The organism is Cellulomonas alba (assembly GCF_030362835.1).
Classification (GTDB): domain Bacteria; phylum Actinomycetota; class Actinomycetes; order Actinomycetales; family Cellulomonadaceae; genus Cellulomonas; species Cellulomonas alba.
This window is the reverse complement of record NZ_JAUCGQ010000001.1, coordinates 2123477-2142705: the sequence shown is the minus strand read 5'-3', so window position 1 is coordinate 2142705 and position 19229 is coordinate 2123477. Positions and strand designations below refer to the sequence as shown.

General features: G+C 74.6%; 16 protein-coding genes and 2 tRNA genes. 9 read left to right on the top strand and 9 right to left on the bottom strand.

Going from position 1 to position 19229, the window contains the following annotated elements:
* Nucleotides 1-38 precede the first annotated feature (38 nt).
* From QRT04_RS09805 to QRT04_RS09795, 3 genes are all read left to right on the top strand, one after another.
* Complete coding sequence (locus QRT04_RS09805) at nt 39-548, top strand: ParB/Srx family N-terminal domain-containing protein (protein WP_289455027.1); 510 nt, start codon at nt 39-41, stop codon at nt 546-548.
* A 69-nt stretch (nt 549-617) separates the two neighbouring features.
* The gene (locus QRT04_RS09800) at nt 618-1367 is read left to right on the top strand and encodes an alpha/beta hydrolase family protein (protein ID WP_289455026.1); all 750 of its coding nucleotides are present in this window, start codon (nt 618-620) and stop codon (nt 1365-1367) included.
* 225 nt (nt 1368-1592) lie between these two features.
* A complete protein-coding gene (locus QRT04_RS09795; protein WP_289455025.1) occupies nt 1593-4172 on the top strand; it encodes a glycoside hydrolase family 5 protein in 2580 nt (859 codons plus the stop codon).
* Nucleotides 4173-4349: 177 nt separating this feature from the next.
* Here QRT04_RS09795 and QRT04_RS09790 read toward each other — a convergent pair.
* Nucleotides 4350-4422, bottom strand: a tRNA-Arg gene (locus tag QRT04_RS09790).
* A gap of 126 nt (nt 4423-4548) precedes the next feature.
* Between QRT04_RS09790 and QRT04_RS09785 the strand changes: the two genes are divergently transcribed.
* The gene (locus QRT04_RS09785; protein ID WP_289455024.1) at nt 4549-5781 is read left to right on the top strand and encodes a low temperature requirement protein A; all 1233 of its coding nucleotides are present in this window, start codon (nt 4549-4551) and stop codon (nt 5779-5781) included.
* Here QRT04_RS09785 and QRT04_RS09780 read toward each other — a convergent pair.
* On the bottom strand, nt 5775-6830 hold the full coding sequence (locus QRT04_RS09780; RefSeq protein WP_289455023.1) for an LLM class flavin-dependent oxidoreductase: 1056 nt from the start codon (nt 6828-6830) through the stop codon (nt 5775-5777). The two genes, QRT04_RS09785 and QRT04_RS09780, sit on opposite strands and share 7 nt — an antisense overlap.
* A 125-nt stretch (nt 6831-6955) precedes the next feature.
* Between QRT04_RS09780 and QRT04_RS09775 the strand changes: the two genes are divergently transcribed.
* Together QRT04_RS09775 and QRT04_RS09770 are read left to right on the top strand one after the other, a co-directional pair.
* Complete coding sequence (locus tag QRT04_RS09775; RefSeq protein ID WP_289455022.1) at nt 6956-7585, top strand: hypothetical protein; 630 nt, start codon at nt 6956-6958, stop codon at nt 7583-7585.
* Nucleotides 7586-7845: 260 nt separating this feature from the next.
* A complete protein-coding gene (locus QRT04_RS09770; RefSeq protein WP_289455021.1) occupies nt 7846-8442 on the top strand; it encodes a hypothetical protein in 597 nt (198 codons plus the stop codon).
* Nucleotides 8443-8460: 18 nt separating this feature from the next.
* On the opposite strand, the gene QRT04_RS09765 is transcribed toward QRT04_RS09770, so the two are convergent.
* On the bottom strand, nt 8461-9027 hold the full coding sequence (locus tag QRT04_RS09765; protein WP_289455020.1) for a TetR family transcriptional regulator: 567 nt from the start codon (nt 9025-9027) through the stop codon (nt 8461-8463).
* Between the two features lie 79 nt (nt 9028-9106).
* Here QRT04_RS09765 and QRT04_RS09760 point away from each other — a divergent pair, with 79 nt between their 5' ends.
* Entirely contained in the window at nt 9107-10012 is a 906-nt protein-coding gene (locus QRT04_RS09760) for an SDR family oxidoreductase (protein WP_289455019.1), read from the top strand.
* Between the two features lie 76 nt (nt 10013-10088).
* On the opposite strand, the gene galK is transcribed toward QRT04_RS09760, so the two are convergent.
* Both galK and galT read right to left on the bottom strand, forming a co-directional pair.
* On the bottom strand, nt 10089-11339 hold the full coding sequence (gene galK, locus QRT04_RS09755) for a galactokinase (RefSeq protein WP_289455018.1): 1251 nt from the start codon (nt 11337-11339) through the stop codon (nt 10089-10091).
* A complete protein-coding gene (galT, locus tag QRT04_RS09750; RefSeq protein ID WP_289455017.1) occupies nt 11336-12526 on the bottom strand; it encodes a galactose-1-phosphate uridylyltransferase in 1191 nt (396 codons plus the stop codon). Before galT ends, galK begins: the two co-directional genes overlap by 4 nt.
* A gap of 52 nt (nt 12527-12578) precedes the next feature.
* Here galT and QRT04_RS09745 point away from each other — a divergent pair, with 52 nt between their 5' ends.
* Nucleotides 12579-13709 (top strand): LacI family DNA-binding transcriptional regulator, encoded by a 1131-nt coding sequence (locus tag QRT04_RS09745; RefSeq protein ID WP_407653585.1) that lies wholly within the window; start codon nt 12579-12581, stop codon nt 13707-13709.
* 54 nt (nt 13710-13763) lie between these two features.
* Here the strand turns inward: QRT04_RS09745 and QRT04_RS09740 are convergent.
* Together QRT04_RS09740 and QRT04_RS09735 are read right to left on the bottom strand one after the other, a co-directional pair.
* Nucleotides 13764-13852, bottom strand: a tRNA-Ser gene (locus QRT04_RS09740).
* Nucleotides 13853-13901: 49 nt separating this feature from the next.
* Nucleotides 13902-15191, bottom strand: a complete 1290-nt coding sequence (locus tag QRT04_RS09735) for a threonine/serine exporter family protein (protein WP_326522460.1) — start codon at nt 15189-15191, stop codon at nt 13902-13904.
* Nucleotides 15192-15454: 263 nt separating this feature from the next.
* Between QRT04_RS09735 and QRT04_RS09730 the strand changes: the two genes are divergently transcribed.
* Entirely contained in the window at nt 15455-16996 is a 1542-nt protein-coding gene (locus QRT04_RS09730) for an MFS transporter (RefSeq protein ID WP_289455015.1), read from the top strand.
* A gap of 92 nt (nt 16997-17088) precedes the next feature.
* On the opposite strand, the gene QRT04_RS09725 is transcribed toward QRT04_RS09730, so the two are convergent.
* A complete protein-coding gene (locus QRT04_RS09725; RefSeq protein ID WP_289455754.1) occupies nt 17089-17673 on the bottom strand; it encodes a YdeI/OmpD-associated family protein in 585 nt (194 codons plus the stop codon).
* The gene (locus QRT04_RS09720; protein ID WP_289455014.1) at nt 17673-19127 is read right to left on the bottom strand and encodes an RNB domain-containing ribonuclease; all 1455 of its coding nucleotides are present in this window, start codon (nt 19125-19127) and stop codon (nt 17673-17675) included. Before QRT04_RS09720 ends, QRT04_RS09725 begins: the two co-directional genes overlap by 1 nt.
* Nucleotides 19128-19229 lie beyond the last annotated feature (102 nt).

Sequence of the window (19229 nt, the reverse complement as noted above, 5' to 3'; positions counted from 1 at the left end):
CATGCTTGAAGCAACCGTCCGACACCCGGAGGTGACCGATGACGATGCTCGACCAGCTGCGCGCCGCCCGGCACCGGCACGGCGCCCGCCGTCCCGCCCCGCGCCCCGATCCCCGGCCGGCCCGCCCGGTTCGCCCGGCCCCGCGCCCGGGACCGGCCGTTCCCGCCGCGCTGCACCAGGTGGTGCGCACGACGTACGACCGCCGCCAGCTCTCGACGCTCCTGGCGTCCGACCACGGCCACCGGCCGCTGCGCGAGCTGACCGAGCACGACGTCCGCCTGCCCGGCGAGGACGAGCACCACATGGCCGAGGTCGTGGCCTCGATCCGCCGCCACGGGCTGCGCGAGCCCCTGCTGGTGCGCGTCCGCCCGAACGGCGAGCGCGTGCTGATCGACGGCCACCACCGCGCGGTCGCGGTGCTGCGCGAGCACCTCGCCGACCGCGTCCCGGTGATCGCCGTCAGCTGCCCGTGCACGATGGGCTGCGCCGTCATGTGGCGCGAGCTCCAGACGCTGCACGACCACGCGGTGGCCGACGGCTGGGCGTAGCGCGCCGCTCGAGTCCGCCATGCGGCAAACGCCTTGCGGGCGGCCGCGTGCGATCGATAGGAAGCGACGGTGCGTCGACGCCCGTTCCGAGTCGTCGCCGCGTGCGCCGTGACGGCCGCAGCGGCGCTGCTGAGCGCCTGCTCGAGCAGCACGGCGGGCGCGCACGGCTCGACGCCCACGCCGAGCCCGACGCCGTCCGTCGACCCGTTCCTCGCGGTCGAGCCCCTCGGCTGCCTCCCGTCGGGCGCGCAGGCCGCGCGGCTCGGCGAGCACGGGGCGCACACGGTCGTCGCGTGGTCCGCCCCGACCGGCACGCGCGGCGTGCTGCTCGCCCCGCAGATGGGCGACACCGCGTGCGAGTGGTCACAGGAGTGGATCGCGCTGCGTCAGCAGGGGTACGTGGTCGGCTCGTTCGACTGGGGGCCCGACGACCAGGACTCGATGCGGCTGGCGGCGCAGAAGCTGCGCGACCTCGGCGTCACGCAGCTCGCGCTCGTCGGCGCGTCGAAGGGCGGCACGTTCGTGGCCGCGATGGCGCGCGACCTCGACGCCGTCGCCGTCGTCGCCCTCAGCCCGCCCTCGGTGTTCGGCACGGGCGACGCGGTGAACACCGGCTACACGGGCCCGCTGCTCGTCTACGCGTCGAAGGACGACGGCGCCGTGCCACCGAGCGACTCGCGCCTCGTCGCGCGCGACCCCGCGACGCAGTTCCACGTGCTGCCGGGCGACGCGCACGGCGTCGCGTTGCTGCAGGGGCAGTACAACACCGACGTGCAGAAGGGCATCGACGCGACGCTCGCGGCGGGCTTCGGCGGCTGAGCCCCCCGCAGGCGGCGCGGCTGCGCGCGGACCGTCCGGTGGGCCAGCCGCGCGCCTGCTGACGATCGCGCCGGCGGGCGCACGTTGGTCGTACCGGGTGATACCGACCGGGACCCTCGTGGATCTGAACGTTTGTCCAGTACGCTGCGCGGCACCATGGCCGACCAGACATCGCCGTCTTCGCCGGGGCGTACGCCGCTGCGCCGCCCCGAGGTGCGCGCCGCCGTGTCCGGGACGCTCACCCTGCTCGCGCTGGTCGTCCTGCTGGCCGTCGTGGACCCGTCCGCCGGTCTGCTCGCGCCGGTCGGGGGCCACGGGCTACCCGTCGTCGCCGGCGGAGCCGCGTTCCGGTGGTCGGGGTTGGCCGTCGGGCTGCCGGTGCTCCTCGCGGCGACGGCGCTGCCGATCCTCGCGCTGACGCGCGCCGGACGGTCGGGCCGGGTGCTCGTCATCAGCGGGGTCGTGGTCGGCGCGGCGGGGGCGGTGTCGGCGGCCGCGGCCGGGTTCGTCACCGCGCTACCCCTCGTCGGCGCGCACCTGAGCCTCGGTGCCGCGCTGCACTACGCGTTCGTCACCTGCGGGTTCGCGGGGGCGAAGCTGCTGCTGGTCGGGCCGCTCGTCGGCGCCGCCGCGGCCATCGCCCACCGGACCGCCTCATCGCCGGCCGTCGCGGTTCCTCCCCCCGGGGCCGCGGCGGTCGGCCTCCCGCCGGCGCGGTCCGACGACGAGCCCCGCCGCGCCCGATCGGTCACGTCGCCGTCGCGGCACGCGGCGCTCGTCATGCTGGTCGTCGCCTGCGTCTCGGCCGTGACGCTTGCCGCCTCGTCGTGGCGGGGTGGTCCGCTCGGGTACGCGTTCACGGGGCCGCTCGTCGCGCCGACGGTCGCCGCGGGCCCGCTGGGCGCTCTGGCGGGGCTCGCGGTGTACCTCGGGGTCTTCGTGCTGGCGGTCCGCGCGCTCAGCGGGCGGCTGGGCGAGCCCGTCGCGGGCCGTCATGTCGCGGCCGCGTCGTGGGTGGCCGCAGCGGTCGGCGGGCTCGCGCTCGGCGTCGTCGACGCGCTCGTGGCGGCGCTGGGACCGTCGGCGCACCTCGCCGACGCCGGACCCGACTCGTGGTGGATCGCGACGTCGCTGCTGTCGCTCGCGGCGGGCCTCGGCTACGGCGTCACGGTCGGTCTCGTCGGTGCGGCCGTGGCCGGGCCGACGTGGACGTGGCTCTCGCACCGCGCCGATGCCGCCGTGGCTCGAGCCTCGGCCGATCGACGTCGCGGCCTCGTCGCCGTCGGCGCCGCGGGTGTCGTCGCGCTTGTCACGCTCCCCGTCGTCGTCGCCGCGCCCGCGCCGGCGGCGCCGCCTGCGCCCGTCGTCGCCGACACGACCGGCACCCTGACGCGGCTGCAGCTCGTCCCGGCGCACACGCAGGGCGGCCTGCCGACGATCGGCGACGCGGCAGGCCGCGAGGTCCTGCTCCGCGGCGTCGACGTCAACCAGCTCGTCGACTACTACCTCCGCGACCTCGCCGTCCCCGCCAACGGCGCGCTGACCGACGCAGACTTCGCGCAGATGGCGTCGCTGGGGTTCGACGTCGTGCGGCTCGGCATGTCGTGGTCGCGGCTCGAGCCGGCGCGCGGGCAGTTCGACGACGCGTACCTCGCGCAGGTCCGGGCCGCCGTCGACTCCGCCGCGGCGCACGGCATCTACACGGTGCTCGACATGCACGAGGACGCGTGGGGCAACGCGCTCGCCGCCCCGCACCAGGCCTGCACCGGCGGCACCTCGCCGACCACGGGCTACGACGGCGCGCCGTCCTGGGCGACGACCACCGACGGCACGCTGCACTGCCAGTTCCTCGCGCGCGACCTCGCGCCCGCCACGGCGACCGCGTTCAGCAACTTCTACGGCGACCGCGACGGCATCCAGACCGAGCTCGTCCGCACGTGGGCCCACGTCGCGCACGAGTTCGCCGACGAGCCCGCGGTCGCCGGGTACGACCTGCTCAACGAGCCGGGCATCGGCGCGACACCCCCGATCAGCTCTGGCCTGCTGCTGGGCCGCTACTACGACGCCGCGATCACCGCGATCCGCGCGGCCGAGTCGTCGGGCGGCGGCTTCTCGCACCTCGTCTTCTTCGAGCCGAGCGTGCTCTGGTCCGGCCTCGGCTTCGACGCCGCCCCGCCGCCCGGGTTCACGCACGACCGCCAGCTCGTCTTCGCGCCGCACCCGTACTCCGAGTCGATCACGATGGACCAGAGCTTCGGCCTGACGATCGCGTCGATCGAGCGCAACCTCACCGTCTCGTCCCGCGCCGCGGCCGCGTACGGCGCCGCGCTCTGGGCCGGCGAGTGGGGCTGGTTCGGCGACCCGTCGGTCGACGGCGCGAAGGTCCAGCGGTTCGTGGCCGCGCAGAACCGGCTCCGCGTGGGCGGCGCGTTCTGGGTCTGGCGGCAGGGCTGCGGCGCGCCCGAGACGGACGCCGACGCCACGTCGTCCGGCAACTTCGTCAAGGTCGACTGCGCGACCGGCGAGCTGACGCAGCCCCCCGCCGGGTTCGCGGGGCCGCTGAGCAGCGCCTACCCGCGCGCCACGCCCGGGCGGCTGACGGCGATCGAGCCGACCGACGCCGGCCTCGTCGTGACGGGGACCGTCGACGGCGTCGGGTGCGGGCTCGACCTCTGGGTGCCCGGCTCCGCCCGGCCGGCGGTCGAGGCGAGCGGGGCGAAGGACACCGTGGTGCAGCAGGTGCCGGGCGGGTGGCGCGTGACCGGCTGCCTGACGGGCGCCTACCGGCTGACGATCACGCGCTGACGACCCTGGCGCCCGAACGCCGCCTGCACCACAGCCCGCATCGGACCGTGCGACTCCGTGAGTTCTGGCAGCTTGCGTGACTCGCGACTCACGGAAACCAGCCGAACTCACGGTGTGGGCGCGCGGGGCGGGTGCCCCGGAAACAGCAACGGCACCCCGTGGGGTGCCGTTGGTCTGTGCGCGCGAAGGGACTCGAACCCCCAACCTTCTGATCCGTAGTCAGATGCTCTATCCATTGAGCTACGCGCGCAGGTTGTCGACCCGACGAGGCGGGCCGCAGACGAGGATACAGGCCGCACGGTGCCCGCCCAAACTGGATGGCCGTGACGCGGCGCACGTCGGCCGGGTGTCGCCGCCGTCTGCCAGGATCGCGCGCATGACGACGGCGCGGGACGCGGCTGCACGGTGGCTCGCGCGGGTCGGGCTGCGCACCGACCTGCTGCGTGACGACACCCGCGACGACTCGGCGCGCGTCGGGTACGTCGAGCTGTTCTTCGACCTCGTGTTCGTCTTCGCCATCACACAGCTGTCGCACACGCTGATCCACCACACCGACGCGACGCACCTGCTGCGTGTGCTCGTCCTCGCGTGGGCGGTCTGGTGGCTGTGGATCGACAGCACGTGGGTGACGAACTGGCTCGACCCCGAGCGGGTGCCGGTCCGGGCGATGCTCGTCGTCATGATGGCCCTCGGGCTGCTGATGTCGAGCGCGATCCCCGAGGCGTTCGGCGAGAAGGCGCTGCTGTTCGCGATCCCGTACGTGACGATCCAGGTGGGCCGGACGGTCTTCACCACGCTCGCGATGGGCCGCGTCTGGACGGACAACGCGGTGAACTTCCTGCGCATCACGACCTGGCTCGTCGCGTCGGGCGTGCTGTGGGTCGCCGGCGCGCTGGTCGACGAGCAGGCGCGCACGGTGCTCTGGGTGCTCGCGGCGCTGATGGACCTCGCGAGCCCGCGAGCGCTGTTCTGGGTGCCGGGCCTGGGCGCGTCCGACGTGCACACGTGGGCGGTGCGGAGCGGGCACATGGCGGAGCGCGTGTCGCTCTTCGTCATCATCAGCCTCGGCGAGTCGATCGTCGTCACCGGGGGGTCGTTCTCGGAGCTCTCGGTGTCGGCGGCGACGGTCGCGGCGTTCCTCGCGGCGTTCACGAGCACGGTGCTGATGTGGCTCCTGTTCTTCGACCGGTCCGAGCGGTCCGCGACGCGGTTCTTCTCGCGGCAGTCCGAGACGGGCATGGTCGCGCAGACGGCGTACACGTACGTCCCGTACGTGCTGGTCGTCGGCATCGTGCTGACGGCGGTGGGCGACGGGCTGGTGCTGGCGGGCGAGGACGCGCACCGCGGCTGGACCGCAGCGATCGTGTGCGGGTCGGCCGCGGTGTACCTGGTGGGCAACGCGCTGTTCCGGCGCACGACCGGCGGCGGGTGGTCGGTGCCGCACCTGGTCGGCGCGGCGGTGGCCGTCGCGCTGGTCGCGCTGGCGGGCGTCGCGACGGCCGTCGAGCTCTCGTGGGCGGCCAACGTCGTGATGCTGGCGGTGCTGGTCGCCGACGTGGCGATCGCGCGACGTCGCGTCGCCGCCGAGCCGCCCGCCGACGTCTACTGAGCGAGCAGCTCGCGCACGCGCGGGACCACCCGCGTGCCGTAGAGCTCGATCGCCGTCACGAGCTGCTCGTGCGGCATCGTGCCGTTCGCGTACTTGAGGTCGAACCGCTGCACGCCCAGCGAGCGGACCGTCTCGGCGATCCGGCGTGCGACGGTCTCGGGCGACCCGACGTGCAGCGCGCCCGACGCTGCCTCTCGCTCGTACTCGCCGCGGGTGACGGGCGGCCAGCCACGCTCGGCACCGATCCGGTCGCGGTTCGCCTTGAAGTGCGGGTACAGCAGCTCGAGCGCCTCGTCGTCGGTCTCGGCGACGAAGCCCGGCGAGTGCACGCCGATCGGCGGGACCACCGCGTCCGGGCCGTGCAGCTCGCGGACCGCGCGCCCGAACAGCTCGACGTACGGCCGGAACCGCGACGGAGCGCCCCCGATGATCGCGAGCATCAGCGGCAGGCCGTGCCGCGCGGTCCGGACGACGGACTCGGGGCTCCCGCCGACGCCCACCCAGATCGGGATCGACCCGCGCTCCGTGGTCGGGTGGACGCGCTGGGCGGTCAGTGGGCCGCGCGTCGTGCCGGTCCACGTCACAGTGCCCTCGTGGCGCAGCTGCGCCAGGAGCTCGAGCTTCTCCTCGAACAGCACCTCGTAGTCCGCGAGGTCGAAGCCGAACAGCGGGAACGACTCGACGAACGAACCGCGGCCCACCTGGATCTCGGCGCGGCCGCCGGACACCGCGTCGACCGTGGCGAACCGCTCGTAGACGCGCACCGGGTCGTCCGAGCTCAGCACCGTGACGGCCGAGCCCAGCGAGATCCGCTCGGTGCGCGACGCGACCGCCGCGAGCACGACCTCGGGCGCGGAGACGGCGAAGTCGTCGCGGTGGTGCTCGCCGACGCTGAAGTGGTCGACCCCGACCCGGTCGGCGACGACCGCCTGCTCGACGACGTCGCGGATCACCTGGTGCGCGGGCAGCCGCTCGCCGTCGGGACCTGCGGTGACGTCGCCGAACGTGTCGAGGCCGAAGGTCACCTGCTGCGGGGTCTCTGCGGTCACAGCCTCGACAACGCCCGTTCCGCCCGGGCTGTTCCGGCGGCGAAGTGGCACGTCGAAACGCCCTCCGAGGCACGAACCAGAGCGCTACCTTGCCGTCGACACGAGGCGCACCGACGGGGGCAGTGATGACGACGACGGAGCTGCCCGCGGCGGAGCTCGCGCCGGCGTCGCCGCGGCGCCCGCGTCGCTCTGTGGCGCGCGCGGTCGTCTGCGCGCTGGTGGTCCTCGCACTCGCCGCGCTGACCGGGTGGCAGGTCGTCGGCCGCCGACCGCATCTCGACTCGGGCTACGCGACCTGGGCAGATCCGCGCGCGGTGCACGAGCGGGGCGACGTCACGGGCAACGACATCGGCAGCACCTGGTCGATCGACGCGGGCGACGGGACGTACTGGTCGTTGGTGCGGAACAAGGGTCGCGTTCCCGTCACCCTCCACGGCGGGACTCGCCCAGGCGGGCTCAAGCAGACGATCACGTTCGCGCCGATCGTCGAGGCCTACATCCGCTTCGGCGCACCGGTGAGCTCGATCACGGTGTCCCCGGGGCACGAGGTTCAGGTGCTCATCCGGCTCGAGCTCTGCGGCGACGACTGGGCCGCGGGTCCCGGGAGCTCGACCTCGATCGAGGGGGTGGACGTCGAGGCGACCACGTGGGGCCTGAACCGCAAGGTCCACCTCGACGTCGGCGGTTCGTACGGCTTCTACGACAAGGTCGGCGCGACGCTCCCGCCGTCGCCCGACTGCCCCACCTTCCCCTGAAGAGCGACGCCGTGAGCGTCACCGCGCCACCTCCGCGCCGCCGCCGTCGCCAGGCCGTGCGGTGGCTCGTCGCGATGGCCGTCGTGGTTGCGCTCGTGATCTGCACCTGCCGGCCTGATCGGTCGGGATCAACTAGCTGAGGGGTGCAGGAACCCCCCGGACCCTTTCAGTCCTGGTCAAACGCCCCGAACACGTCATCACCGCCGCTACTGTGCGCACCGAACGTGCAGGCCAGAGCACCGCCACCCCGAGAGGCGACGATGACGACCACGCGCACCGACCCGTCCGACACCACCGAACGATCGACGCCACGGCGCCTCGGCCGGCGCGGCTGGATCCTCGTCGCGGTCGCGGTCGTCGTGGCTGTCGCCCTCACGGTGTGGCTGTCGATCGGCCTCCGGCCCGACGTCGCGAACACCGGCAGCGGCGGAGTCCTCGACAAGGTGTCGGTCCCGACCCGTGACGGCGACACCGACCGGCTCTGGTGGGTGGGGAAGTCGGACGGCGGGTTTTGGGTCGCGGTGCGCAACGACGGCCCGGCCGCGGTGACGCTCCGCGGCGCCGAGACGAGCGGAACGCTCGACGTCCGCATCCAGTTCGCCCCGGTGGAGCGCGAGTACGACCGGTTCGGCACCGCGGTCGACTCGTACACGCTGCAGCCCGGTGCCGAGGTGCAGGTGCGAGCGTCGCTGCACGTCTGCGGCCCTGTCGTCAGCGGCAGCAGCGTCTCGGTCGACCAGGTCGACCTGCACGCCACCACGCTCGGTGTCACCCGGACCGTGCACGTCACGTCGCTGCAGCAGTACGGGTTCTACCCCGACGCCGTCGGCGGCCTGCCGAGGTCCAAGGCCTGCTGAGCCGCGGGACGCGGGCAGTCAGCCGGCCGTCAGCGCGCGCAGGTCTCGCACGCCGGAACGGATGAGCTCGGCCAGGCTCGTCGCACCGCGCTGCGCGACCCACTGCGCGAACGCGACGCGGAACACGGCGACGCCCGAGTCCGCGGCGAGGCTCGCGCCCGGTTCGGCGACGCCCCGCTCGCGCAGCGCGCCGGCGGCGGCCGCGGCGAGGTGCGCCATCTTGAGAAGCTCGCGCTCCTGCAGCTCGGGGTGCGCGGCGACCACGGTGGCCCGCCGCATCGCGATCTCGAGTCGGTCGGCGAACAGGCCGGTGGCGAGCCGGTCGAGGCCGAGCGCGACCGCGTCGAGGGGCATGGTGCCCTCGGGCGCCTCCCGGATCGCGGCCACGAGCTCCTGCTCGAGCACGGCTCCCCCGGCGAAGAGCACCTCGCGCTTGTCGGCGAAGTACCGGTAGAACGTGCGCTCGGTGACGCCGGCGCGGGACGCGATCTCCGCGACCGTCGTCTGGTCGTACCCGCGCGTGACGAACAGCTCGAGCGCCTCGCGTTCGAGCCGCGCCTGCGATCCGGGCTGCCACCGTGCCATGGCCCACATCGTAGTGATGTCGCATTCTGACATCGACGGGCGTACGGTGATGTCACAACCTGACATCAAGGAGCTCCCCATGCGCGTCTTCGTCACCGGTGCCTCCGGGCACGTCGGCTCGGCCCTCGTCCCCGAGCTTCTCGCCGCGGGCCACGAGGTCGTGGGCCTCGCCCGCTCCGACGAGTCCGCCGCCGCGCTCGCCGCCCTCGGCGCCGAGGTGCGACGTGGCGACCTCGCCGACGTCGACGGGCTGCGAGCAGCCGCGACCGACGCCGACGGAGTCGTCCACCTCGCGTTCCGCCACGACCTGATGCAGCAGGGCGACGGCGCCGGTGCGGCGTCCGCCGACCTCGCGGCGGTCGGAGCGATCGGCGACGCGCTCGCCGGGACCGGCAAGCCGTTCGTCGGCACGAGCGGCACGTTGCTGCTGGTCGCGACCGCGCAGGGCCGCGGCGGCACGGAGAAGGACACGCTGCCCGGCGGCTACCGGATCGACGCCGAGAACCTCGTGATCGGCCTCGCCGACCGCGGCGTGCGGTCGTCCGTCGTGCGGCTGCCCCCGACGGTGCACAGCGACCTCGACCACCACGGGTTCGTGCCCGGCCTGGTCGCGCTCGCGCGCCGGACCGGCACCTCGGGCTACGTCGGCGAGGGCGCCAACCGGTGGCCCGCGGTCCACACGCGCGACGCTGCTCACCTGTACCGGCTCGCGCTCGAGAACGCACCGGCGGGCACGCGGCTGCACGCCGTGGCCGACGAGGGCGTGCCGTTCCGCGAGATCGCCGAAGCGATCGGCCGCGGCGTCGGCGTGCCCGCGACGAGCGTCGCGCCCGAGGCTGCCGCCGAGCACTTCGGGTACCTCGCGTTCGCGGTCCAGCCCGACAACCCGACCTCCGCCGCTGCGACGCGCGAGCTCATGGGCTGGGCACCAGCGCACCCGGGACTCATCGACGACCTCGCCGCGGGGCACTACTTCACCGCGTGAGGCGGGGCGTCGTCGCGCCCACCTCGTCGGGCGTGACGCTTGGCGCCGTCGTGGGGCCGCGCCCGCGCGCGGGCGATCAGTCCGCGGCCGTCGCGGCCTCCGACCGGCGCGCGGCCCCCGACGGCCGGGCCTCGAGGAACCGCGGCGGCGCGAACCCCTCCGCCGCGTAGGCGCCCTCGACGGCACCGGCCACCGCGTCGACGCGGTCCGCCCGCACGAGCGCGATCGCGCAGCCGCCGAACCCGCCGCCCGTCATGCGCGCCCCGAGCGCCCCGGCGTCGAGCGCCGCCGAGACTGCGACGTCGAGCTCGCGGCACGACACCTCGTAGTCGTCGCGCAGCGACGCGTGCGACGCCACCATGAGCGCGCCCGCTGCGTCGAGGTCGCCGCGCTCGAGCGCCTCGACGAACGCCTCGACCCGCGCGATCTCGGTGACGACGTGGCGCACGCGCCGCCGCACGACGTCACCGGCCGACGAGCCTCCGTCCGCGAGCGCGACGCCACCGGCCAGCCGCTCGAGCGCCGCGTCCAGCCCGTCGCACCCGACCTCGCGCAGCGTCGCGACCCCGAGCTGGACCGCCGCGGCCTCGCACTCGGCCCGGCGGCTCGCGTACTCGCCCCCCGCGTGCGTGTGCGCGACACGGGTGTCGATGACGAGCAGCGTCAGCCCGTGCTCGTCGAGCGCGAACGGGACGTGCCGGTGCGAGCCGTCGCGCATGTCGAGCAGCAGCGCGTGCCCCTCGCGCGCCAGGAGCGAGGCCGACTGGTCCATGCCGCCGGTGCGCGCGCCCGCGACCTCGTTCTCGCCGCGCACGCACGCCTCGACCAGCTCGGCCCGGCCCCCGTCGGACGCGCCGAGCCCGAGCGCCGCGACCTCGTCGAGCGCGACGGCCGTCGAGCACTGGATCGCCGCGGACGACGACAGCCCGCTCCCCAGCGGCACGCACGAGTCGAACACCGCGCGGAAGCCGCCGGGCAGGACGTCGTGGTGCTCGCCGAGTGCCCACAGGACGCCCGCCGGGTAGGCGGCCCATCCCGCGACCGCGCCAGGGCACGCGTCGCCGCGGGGTGCGCGCCACGGCTCGGGGGACGCGCTCGAGGCCAGCTCGACCACCCCGTCGGCCGCGGCGCCGAGTGCCACGTACGTGCGGTGCCGCAGCGCGAGCGGCAGGCAGAGACCGCCGTTGTAGTCGGTGTGCTCGCCGATGAGGTTGACGCGGCCGGGCGCGGACCACACGCCGTCGGGCTCCGCTCCGAACCGCGCGCGGTACGCGTCGGCGACGCGGCGGGCGGCTTCGTGCTCGTCCCAGCCGGCGTCGAGCGTCATCGGGCGTGCTCCTCGGCGGTCGCGTCGTCCTCGCGGGCCAGCTCCTGCAGGCGCGCGGCGATCCGCTCGGGGGTGGTGTCGCTGATCCACGCGGCGAGGCCGGACTCGATGCCGGCGAGGTACTTGAGCTTGCCGGGGGCCCGCAGCACCGAGAACACCTGCAGGTGGAGGCGGCCGAGCTCGCGGCCCTCGCCGACGACGGCCTGGTGCCAGCCGGCGATGTAGGGCAGCGGGATGGGCCGGCCGCTGTCCGGGTCGACGAAGAACCGGTCGAGCCGGCGCAGCAGCGTGAGGTACACGTGGGCGAGGTCGTCGCGCTCGGCGTCGTTCAGGCCCTCGAAGTCGGGCACGTCCGCGCGCGGCGCGAGGTGCACCTCGACAGGCCAGCGCGCCGCGGCCGGCACGTACGCGACCCAGTGCTCCGACTCGAGCACCACGCGGGTGCCGGCGCGCAGCTCGGCGGCCAGCACGTCGGCCAGCAGCGAGCGGCCGGCGGTGCGGTCGCGGTACCGCGCGGCCTCCCGCAGCATCGCGTCGGTGCGCGGCGGCAGGTACGGCAGCGCGTAGATCTGGCCGTGCGGGTGCGGCAGCGTCACGCCGATCTCGCGGCCGCGGTTCTCGAACGGGAAGACCTGCCGGACGCCGGGCAGACGCGACAGCTCGGCGGTCCGGTCGGCCCACGCGTCGATGATCGTGCGGGCGCGCTGCGGGCTCAGTCCGGCGAACGACGCGTCGTGCCGCGACGAGAAGCAGACGACCTCGCACCGGCCCGCCGCCGGGCGCGAGGGCCACAGCGGCTCGTCGTCGACGAACGCCGTCTCGTGGGCGACGCCGGGCACGTCGAGCAGCGCCGGGAACCGGTTCTCGAACACGGCCACGTCGTAGTCGGTGTCGGGGATCTCGCCGTCGGAGTACTCGGCGCCGGGCCGCGCCGGGCAGAGCGGGCACGCGTCCGCAGCCGGCAGGAACGTGCGGTTCATCCGGTGCGACGCCATCGGGATCCAGTCGCCCGTCAGCGGGTCGCGGCGCATCTCGGGGCCCACGGCCGGCGCGTCCGGCGCGAAGCGCGGGCCGAGCGGGCGCGGGTCGTCGAGGCGGCGGGTCGACGCGCCCGAGACGTACGGCTCGGAGTCGTCGAAGTAGAGGAGCTCGCGGCCGTCCGCGAGCCGGGTCGACGTGCGACGCACCGGCGTCAGCTCCCTCCACTCCGCGCCGACGCGCCGCCGTCGGGCGTCGAGGATGTTGACGTTAACATGCCGTGACCGTGCGCGGCCAGTACCGCTGCTCGGCGCGGGGACCGACGCCTATGCTGCACAGATGACGGACGCGACCTCTCGACGCGGTGCGGGACCAGGCCGTGTCGCCTCCTCGATTGGCGACGTCGCCAGGCTCGCCGGTGTGTCGACCCAGACCGTGTCCCGCGTCGCCCACGGCGCACCCTCCGTGCGGGACGAGACCCGTCGCCGCGTGCTCGACGCGATGGACCGGCTCGGATACTCGCCCAACGCCGCGGCGCGTGCGCTGCGGTCCGGCGCGTCCGGCACGATCGGCGTCATCGCGCACCAGCTCGCGCGGACCGGCGAGTCCCGCACGGTCGAGGCGGTCGTCGAGGCCGCACGCCGCGAGGGATACACCGTCAGCCTCGTCGACGTGCAGACTCCCGGCTCCGACGACGTCTCCGCCGCCGTCCAGCGGCTCAGCCACCAGACCATCGACGGCCTCGTGATCATCCGGGCCGAGACCGCGACCCCCACGACGCTCGCGCTGCCCCGGCGGCTGCCGGTCGTCGCCGTCGACTCGCGCTTCGTCGGCCACCACCCCGCCGTCGGTGCCGACCAGGCGGGCGGCGCGGCAGCCGCGGTCCAGCACCTGCTCGACCTCCGCCACGCGACCGTGCACCACCTGGCGGGGCCGGCGGCGTCGGTGCCCGCGTCGAGCCGCGTCGACGGCTGGCGCGACGCGCTGGTTCGCACCGGCCGCCGCGTGCCCCCCGTCGTGGTCGGCGACTGGTCCGCCGAGTCCGGGTACGCGCTCGCGTCCGAGCTGCTCGCCGACCCCGAGCTGACGGCCGTCTTCTGCGGCAACGACGAGATGGCGAGCGGCCTGCTCCTCGCGCTCCACGAGCGCGGCGTGCGCGTGCCGCAGGACGTCTCCGTCGTGGGGTTCGACGACATCCCGCTCGCGCGGTTCCTGTGGCCGCCGCTCACGACGGTCCGGCAGGACTTCGCGGCGATCGGAGAGCGGCTCGTCGAGCTGCTCCTGGCCCAGGTGCGCGACGGGGCCGTGCTGGCCAACCGGCACGTGACGGTGCCGGCGCCGCTCGTCGTCCGGGCGAGCACGGGACCCGCGCGGGCCTCCGGCGCTTCCTGAGGCGGCCGCAAACAAGAGCTCCCGGCCAGGACGCCCTGGACCGGGAGCTCGACGCGGAGACGGTGGGATTTGAACCCACGGAAGGCTTGCGCCTTCACGACCTTAGCAGGGTCGCGCACTAGACCTGGCTATGCGACGTCTCCAAGTGCGGCCCCAGGGTACCTGGGCTCGGGCCGCCGTCCAAAGCGAGCGTCAGTGCTCGAACCCCCAGTCCCGATCGGTCAGCATCCGGGCCACCGCGAGGCCGATCGAGAGGGCCACCACGACCAGCGCGGCCTGCACGCCGTAGACGAGCGCGTCGGCCGTCTCGCCCTCGGAGAGCGCGAAGACGGCGCGGTACGCGGTGACCCCCGGGACCATGATGACGACGGCCGGGACGGAGATCGTCACGCGCGGCACGTCCAGCCGCGGGCCCGCATAGGTGCCGACGAGGCCCACCAGGAGCGCCGCGATCGCCGCCGCCGCCTGCACCACGACCCCCGCGTCGACGAGCTCCAGCCGCACCACGTTCGCGACCATGCCGACGGTGGCCGCGCCGACGGCCATGCGCCACGGGCTGTTGAACATCAGGGCGAACCCGAGCACGCCGAAGAAGCTCGCGGCGAACCGCAGCAGCAGGAGCACGCCCCACGGCAGCGCGATCGGCCGCAGCGTCCCCGGCTCGAGCCCCACCACCGCCGAGACTCCCCAGAGCGCGAGCGCCGCGGACGTCAGGATCATCAGCGCGTACGTCAGGCGCGCGAGACCCGCGGAGAAGTCGAGACGCGCGAGGTCGAGCGCACCGGTGACGAGCGCGAACCCCGGGATGAGGAAGAGGACCGCGGACACGTAGCCGGCCTCGTGCCGCGTGGTGATCACGTCCAGCGCGTGCAGCGCCTCGACGAAGCCGAGGTAGGTGAACGCGGCGGCTGCGGCGGCGAGCATCGTGACGCCGAACTGGTTCCAGCCGCGGTGCAGCAGCTGACGACGCACCGCCTGGCCGAGCGTCGCACCGATGAACACGCCGAGGATCTCGATCCCGCCGCCGTTGTTGAGGAACGCGAACGCGGCGCACGCGATGCCGGACCACAGCGCGTTGCGCACCGCGCCGTAGAGAGCAGGGGTGGCGGCCAGCTCGTCGAGACCCGCCTCGACCTCGTCGACGGGCACCTCGCGTCCCGTGTCGTCGTGCTCGCGCTCGTAGCGCGTGACGAACCGCTCGATGCGCGCCAGCCGGTCGGCGTTGATGCCGACGGTGCGGACCTCGGTGACCTCGGTGCGGAAGCTGTGGCCGCGGTGGCTCGTCGCGGTGATCTCGGTGAGGGTCACGTGCGCCTCGTGCCGGTCGACGCCGAGCGCGCGGGCCAGGCGCGCCATCGACGCCTTGACGCGGTACGAGCCGGTGCCGGCCGCGAGGCTCAGGCGTCCGACGCGCAGCGCGGCTCCGGAACGGCGGATGAGCGCGAGCTCGTCGGCGTCGGGCTCGCGCGGCACGGTCGGCACCCGCTCATCATGGCGGGACGCCGCAGGTGGGCGCAGGACGTCGGGCCCGGGTGCGGACACCCGGCGGAGGTTCGCCCTGGGCGCAATCCTCTTGACCAGGCCCGACGCGTCGCGTGTGCTGGCCGAACGGCCCCCGGGTGACGGACGGCCGGCCCCCAGGAGGCGTGTCAGCGGCGTGTCAGTGGTCGCCGATAGCGTCCTGGCGCAGCACTTCTTCCCGGCGATGACGCCGAACCCAGTCCCTGAGCACCCAGGAGATCGCCGTGTCCGAGCCCGTCGTTGCCCCCACCACATCCCAGGCGGCAGCGCCGCCACTCGACCCGCACCGCTGGCGGGTCCTCGCCGTCATCGCCGTGACGCAGCTGATGATCATCCTCGATGCGTCGATCATGAACATCGCGCTGCCCTCGGCGGCGAAGGACCTCGGCATGGCCGACGCGGACCGTCAGTGGGCCGTGACGGCGTACACGCTGGCCTTCGGCGGTCTGCTGCTCCTGGGCGGGCGCATCGCCGACTACGTCGGCCGCAAGCGCACGCTGCTCATCGGCCTCCTCGGGTTCGCGCTCGCGTCCGCGCTCGGCGGCGCGGCTCAGAGCGCGGGCATGCTGTTCGGGGCGCGCGCGCTGCAGGGGGCGTTCGGCGCACTGCTCGCACCGGCCGCGCTCGCGATCATCACCGTGACCTTCACCGAGCCGCACGAGCGCGCGAAGGCGTTCGGCGTGTTCGGCGCGATCTCGGGCGGTGGCGCGGCGATCGGTCTGCTCGCCGGTGGCGCGCTGACCGAGTACCTCAGCTGGCAGTGGTGCCTGTGGGTCAACCTGCCGATCGCCATCGTGACGTTCTTCTTCGCCGTGCCGATCCTGCGCGAGTCGCGCGCGGGCGGCGACCGACGGCTGGACATCCCGGGCGCGATCCTGTCGAGCGTCGGACTCGTCGCCCTCGTGTACGCGTTCACCGAGGCCGCGAAGCAGAAGACCGGCGCGGACGGCCTGCCGCACGCCGTCGGCTGGACCGACCCGCTGGTGCTCGGCCTGCTCGCGTTCGCGGCGGTCTGCCTCGTGGCGTTCGTCGTGCTCGAGACGCGTGTCGCGAACCCGCTCCTGCCGATGCGCGTCGCGCTCGACCGGAACCGTGGCGGCGCCTACCTGATCTTCCTGCTCGTGGGCGCGGGCCTGTTCGGCATGTTCCTGTTCATGACGTTCTACTTCCAAGGCGTCCTGGGATACACGCCACTGAAGGCCGGCTTCGCGTTCCTGCCGTTCAGCCTCGGCATCATCTTCATGGCCGGCCTCGTCGCGCGGTGGCTCCCACAGGTCGGTCCCCGGCCGCTGCTGCTCGTCGGTCTGACCATGGCCGTCGTCGGCATGCTGCTGCTGATCCGGACCACCGAGACGTCGCCCTACTGGACCACGGTGTTCCCGGCACTGGTCGTCATGAGCGTGGGCCTGAGCATGGTGTTCATCCCCGCGGCGAGCACGTCGCTGATCGGCGTGCAGGGCCACGACGCGGGCGTCGCGTCCGCCCTGCTGAACACGTCGCAGCAGGTGGGCGGCTCGCTCGGTCTGGCACTGCTCAACACGTTCGCGCTCACCGCGACCGCGAACAAGGTGACCGACCTCGTGCAGGGCGGTGCGAGCCCGAAGGACCCGGCCACGATCGTGACCGCGCAGCTCGCCGGGTTCCACGTCGCGTACCTGGGCGGCGCCATCATCCTGGCGCTCGGGCTGTTCGTCACGTGGCTGCTGATCCGGGCCAACAAGGCGGACATCCCGGCTCAGGGCGGTGGCGCGGCGGTTGCCGCCTGACGCCTCCGCCTGACGCGTCACCGCGTGGCGCCGGTCCCTCGGGCCGGCGCCACGCGCCGTTTCCGCGGCTCGCCCGGCGGGGCCGCGGCCGGTCAGCGCGGTTGCTGGTGCGCGGGGACGCCTTGCTCCGCGAGGCGTGCTGTCTCGTCGATGCGGGCGGCGCGGGTCGCCGGTCGTCTGGCCTCGAGCAGCCAGCGCAGGATCGTCCGTCGTGCTGCGGGGCGGAACGCGTCCCAGCATTCCCGGGCGCCGGGCCGGGCTGCTAGTGCGGCCGCCAGGTCGGCCGGGACCACCAGGTTCTCGACGTCGTCGAGCACGGTCCACGAGCCGTCGGCCTTCGCCGCCTCGATCGCCGCGCGGCCCGGAGCAGCCAGCCGTCCGGCCGCGTCCACCCGCGCCGCACGCGCCTTGTTCGTGCCCGACCACGGGCTGCCCGGCCGCCGCCGCGTGAACCACAGCATCGAGCGCTCGGCGTCGAGGCTCGCGCTCTGCGAGTCGACCCAGCCGTAGGCGACGCCCTCCTCGATCAGCTGCTCGTACGTCACGACCGGCCGGCCGCTCGTGGCCCGCCACAGCACGACCCACACGCCGGGCTCGGGGTCGTCGTGATGCTCGGCCAGCCACGCACGCCACTGCGCCGCCGACTCGACCGCGACCTGCGGCGCGTCCGTGCGCATCACGCGCCGCTCGGCGCAGCGGGGGTCGCCGAGGCGAGCTCGAACCGCACGGACCGGTCTGCAGGCGACGCCGCGACGAGGCGCACGCTCACGTCGGAGCCGAGCGGCAGGCCCTCGCCGTCGATGCGTGCCCGCACCACGGGGTCATGCAGCTGGACGACCCCGCGCCCCTCGCGCGCGTCGACCACCATGCCGTCGAACACCTCGCCCTCGCGGCCCTGCAGCAGCACGGCCTCCACCAGGTCGAGGCAGCCCCGCTCGTACTCGGCGGCGCGGCGGTCGGCGCCGGCCATCAGCTCGGGCACCGTCGGCAGCGCCGCGCGCACCCAGTCCGGCACCTCGCGACCCGCGCACAGGGCGACGCAGGCCTCGCCGACGAACCGGTCCACGAGCCGGCGCAGCGGCGCCGTCGCGTGCGCGTACGGAGCGGCGATCGCAGCGTGCTCGACGTAGTCCGGCACCTGCCCGTCGAACGCGACGTAGGCCGCGCCCCGCAGCAGCGTCGTCGCCTCGGTCAGCAGCGCGGCCTGCGCCGGGACCGACGCGTCGAGGCGGCGGATCACATCCGCGTCGGGACCGTCCCACGGCACGCCGAGCGCCGCGGCGGTCCGATGCAGGCGCGCGACGTCGCGTGGGTCGGCCTGCGGCAGCGTGCGCAGGATCCCGACGCGTCCCTCGAGCATCGTCGCGGCGGCGCGCATCCCCGTGAGCAACGAGATCTGCGCGTTCCACTCCTCGACCGGAAGCGTGCTGCGTGACGCGAGGGTCCACCGGTCGCCGACGCGCTCGACCACCTGCTCGGGCATCGGCAGCGTGATGCCGCCGCGGGCGCGCTCTGCCGCCTGCCGCAGCGTGCCGATCTCGCGCAGGAGCACGAGGACGTCGTCGGCCGTGCCGGCGTCCAGCGCGCGCTGGACCTCGTCGTACGCGAGCTTGGCGCGGCTGCGGACCGTCGCGCGCTCGACGCGCGCCGAGTCGGGCTCACCGTGCTCGTCGAGGTCGATCGTCCACAGCAACGCCGGTCGATCGCCGTCGGGCAGGAGGCTCGCGGCGCCGTCCGTCAGCACCGGCGGGTGCAACGGCGTGCGCTCGTCCGGCGCGTAGAGCGTGACGACCCGCCGGCGGGCCTCGCCGTCGATCGCGCCGCCCGCCGCGACCCACGAGGCGACGTCCGCGATCGCGTATCGCACGCGGTAGCCCGAGCCGCGCCGTTCGAGGTGCAGCGCCTGGTCCAGGTCGGTCGAGGTCGCGGGGTCGATCGTCACGAACGGCACGTCGGTCGCGTCGACGGGCTCGCGACCGTCCGCTGCCCGTCCGGCCACGGCGGCCGCCTCCGAGAGCACGTCCGGCGGGAACTGCTCGGGGACCGCGAGCTCCTGCCGTAGCCGCTCGAACCCCGCGCGGATCGCGCCGTCCTCGGTGGGGACGGGGAGGCGCACGCGACGACGGGGCACGGACCGAGCGTACGGGCGGCTCGCAGCGCTCGCGCGGAGTCACCGGAGGCTCGACGTCACCCGTCCGGGTGGCGCCGGTTGCCCGACGCACCCGGCAGACTT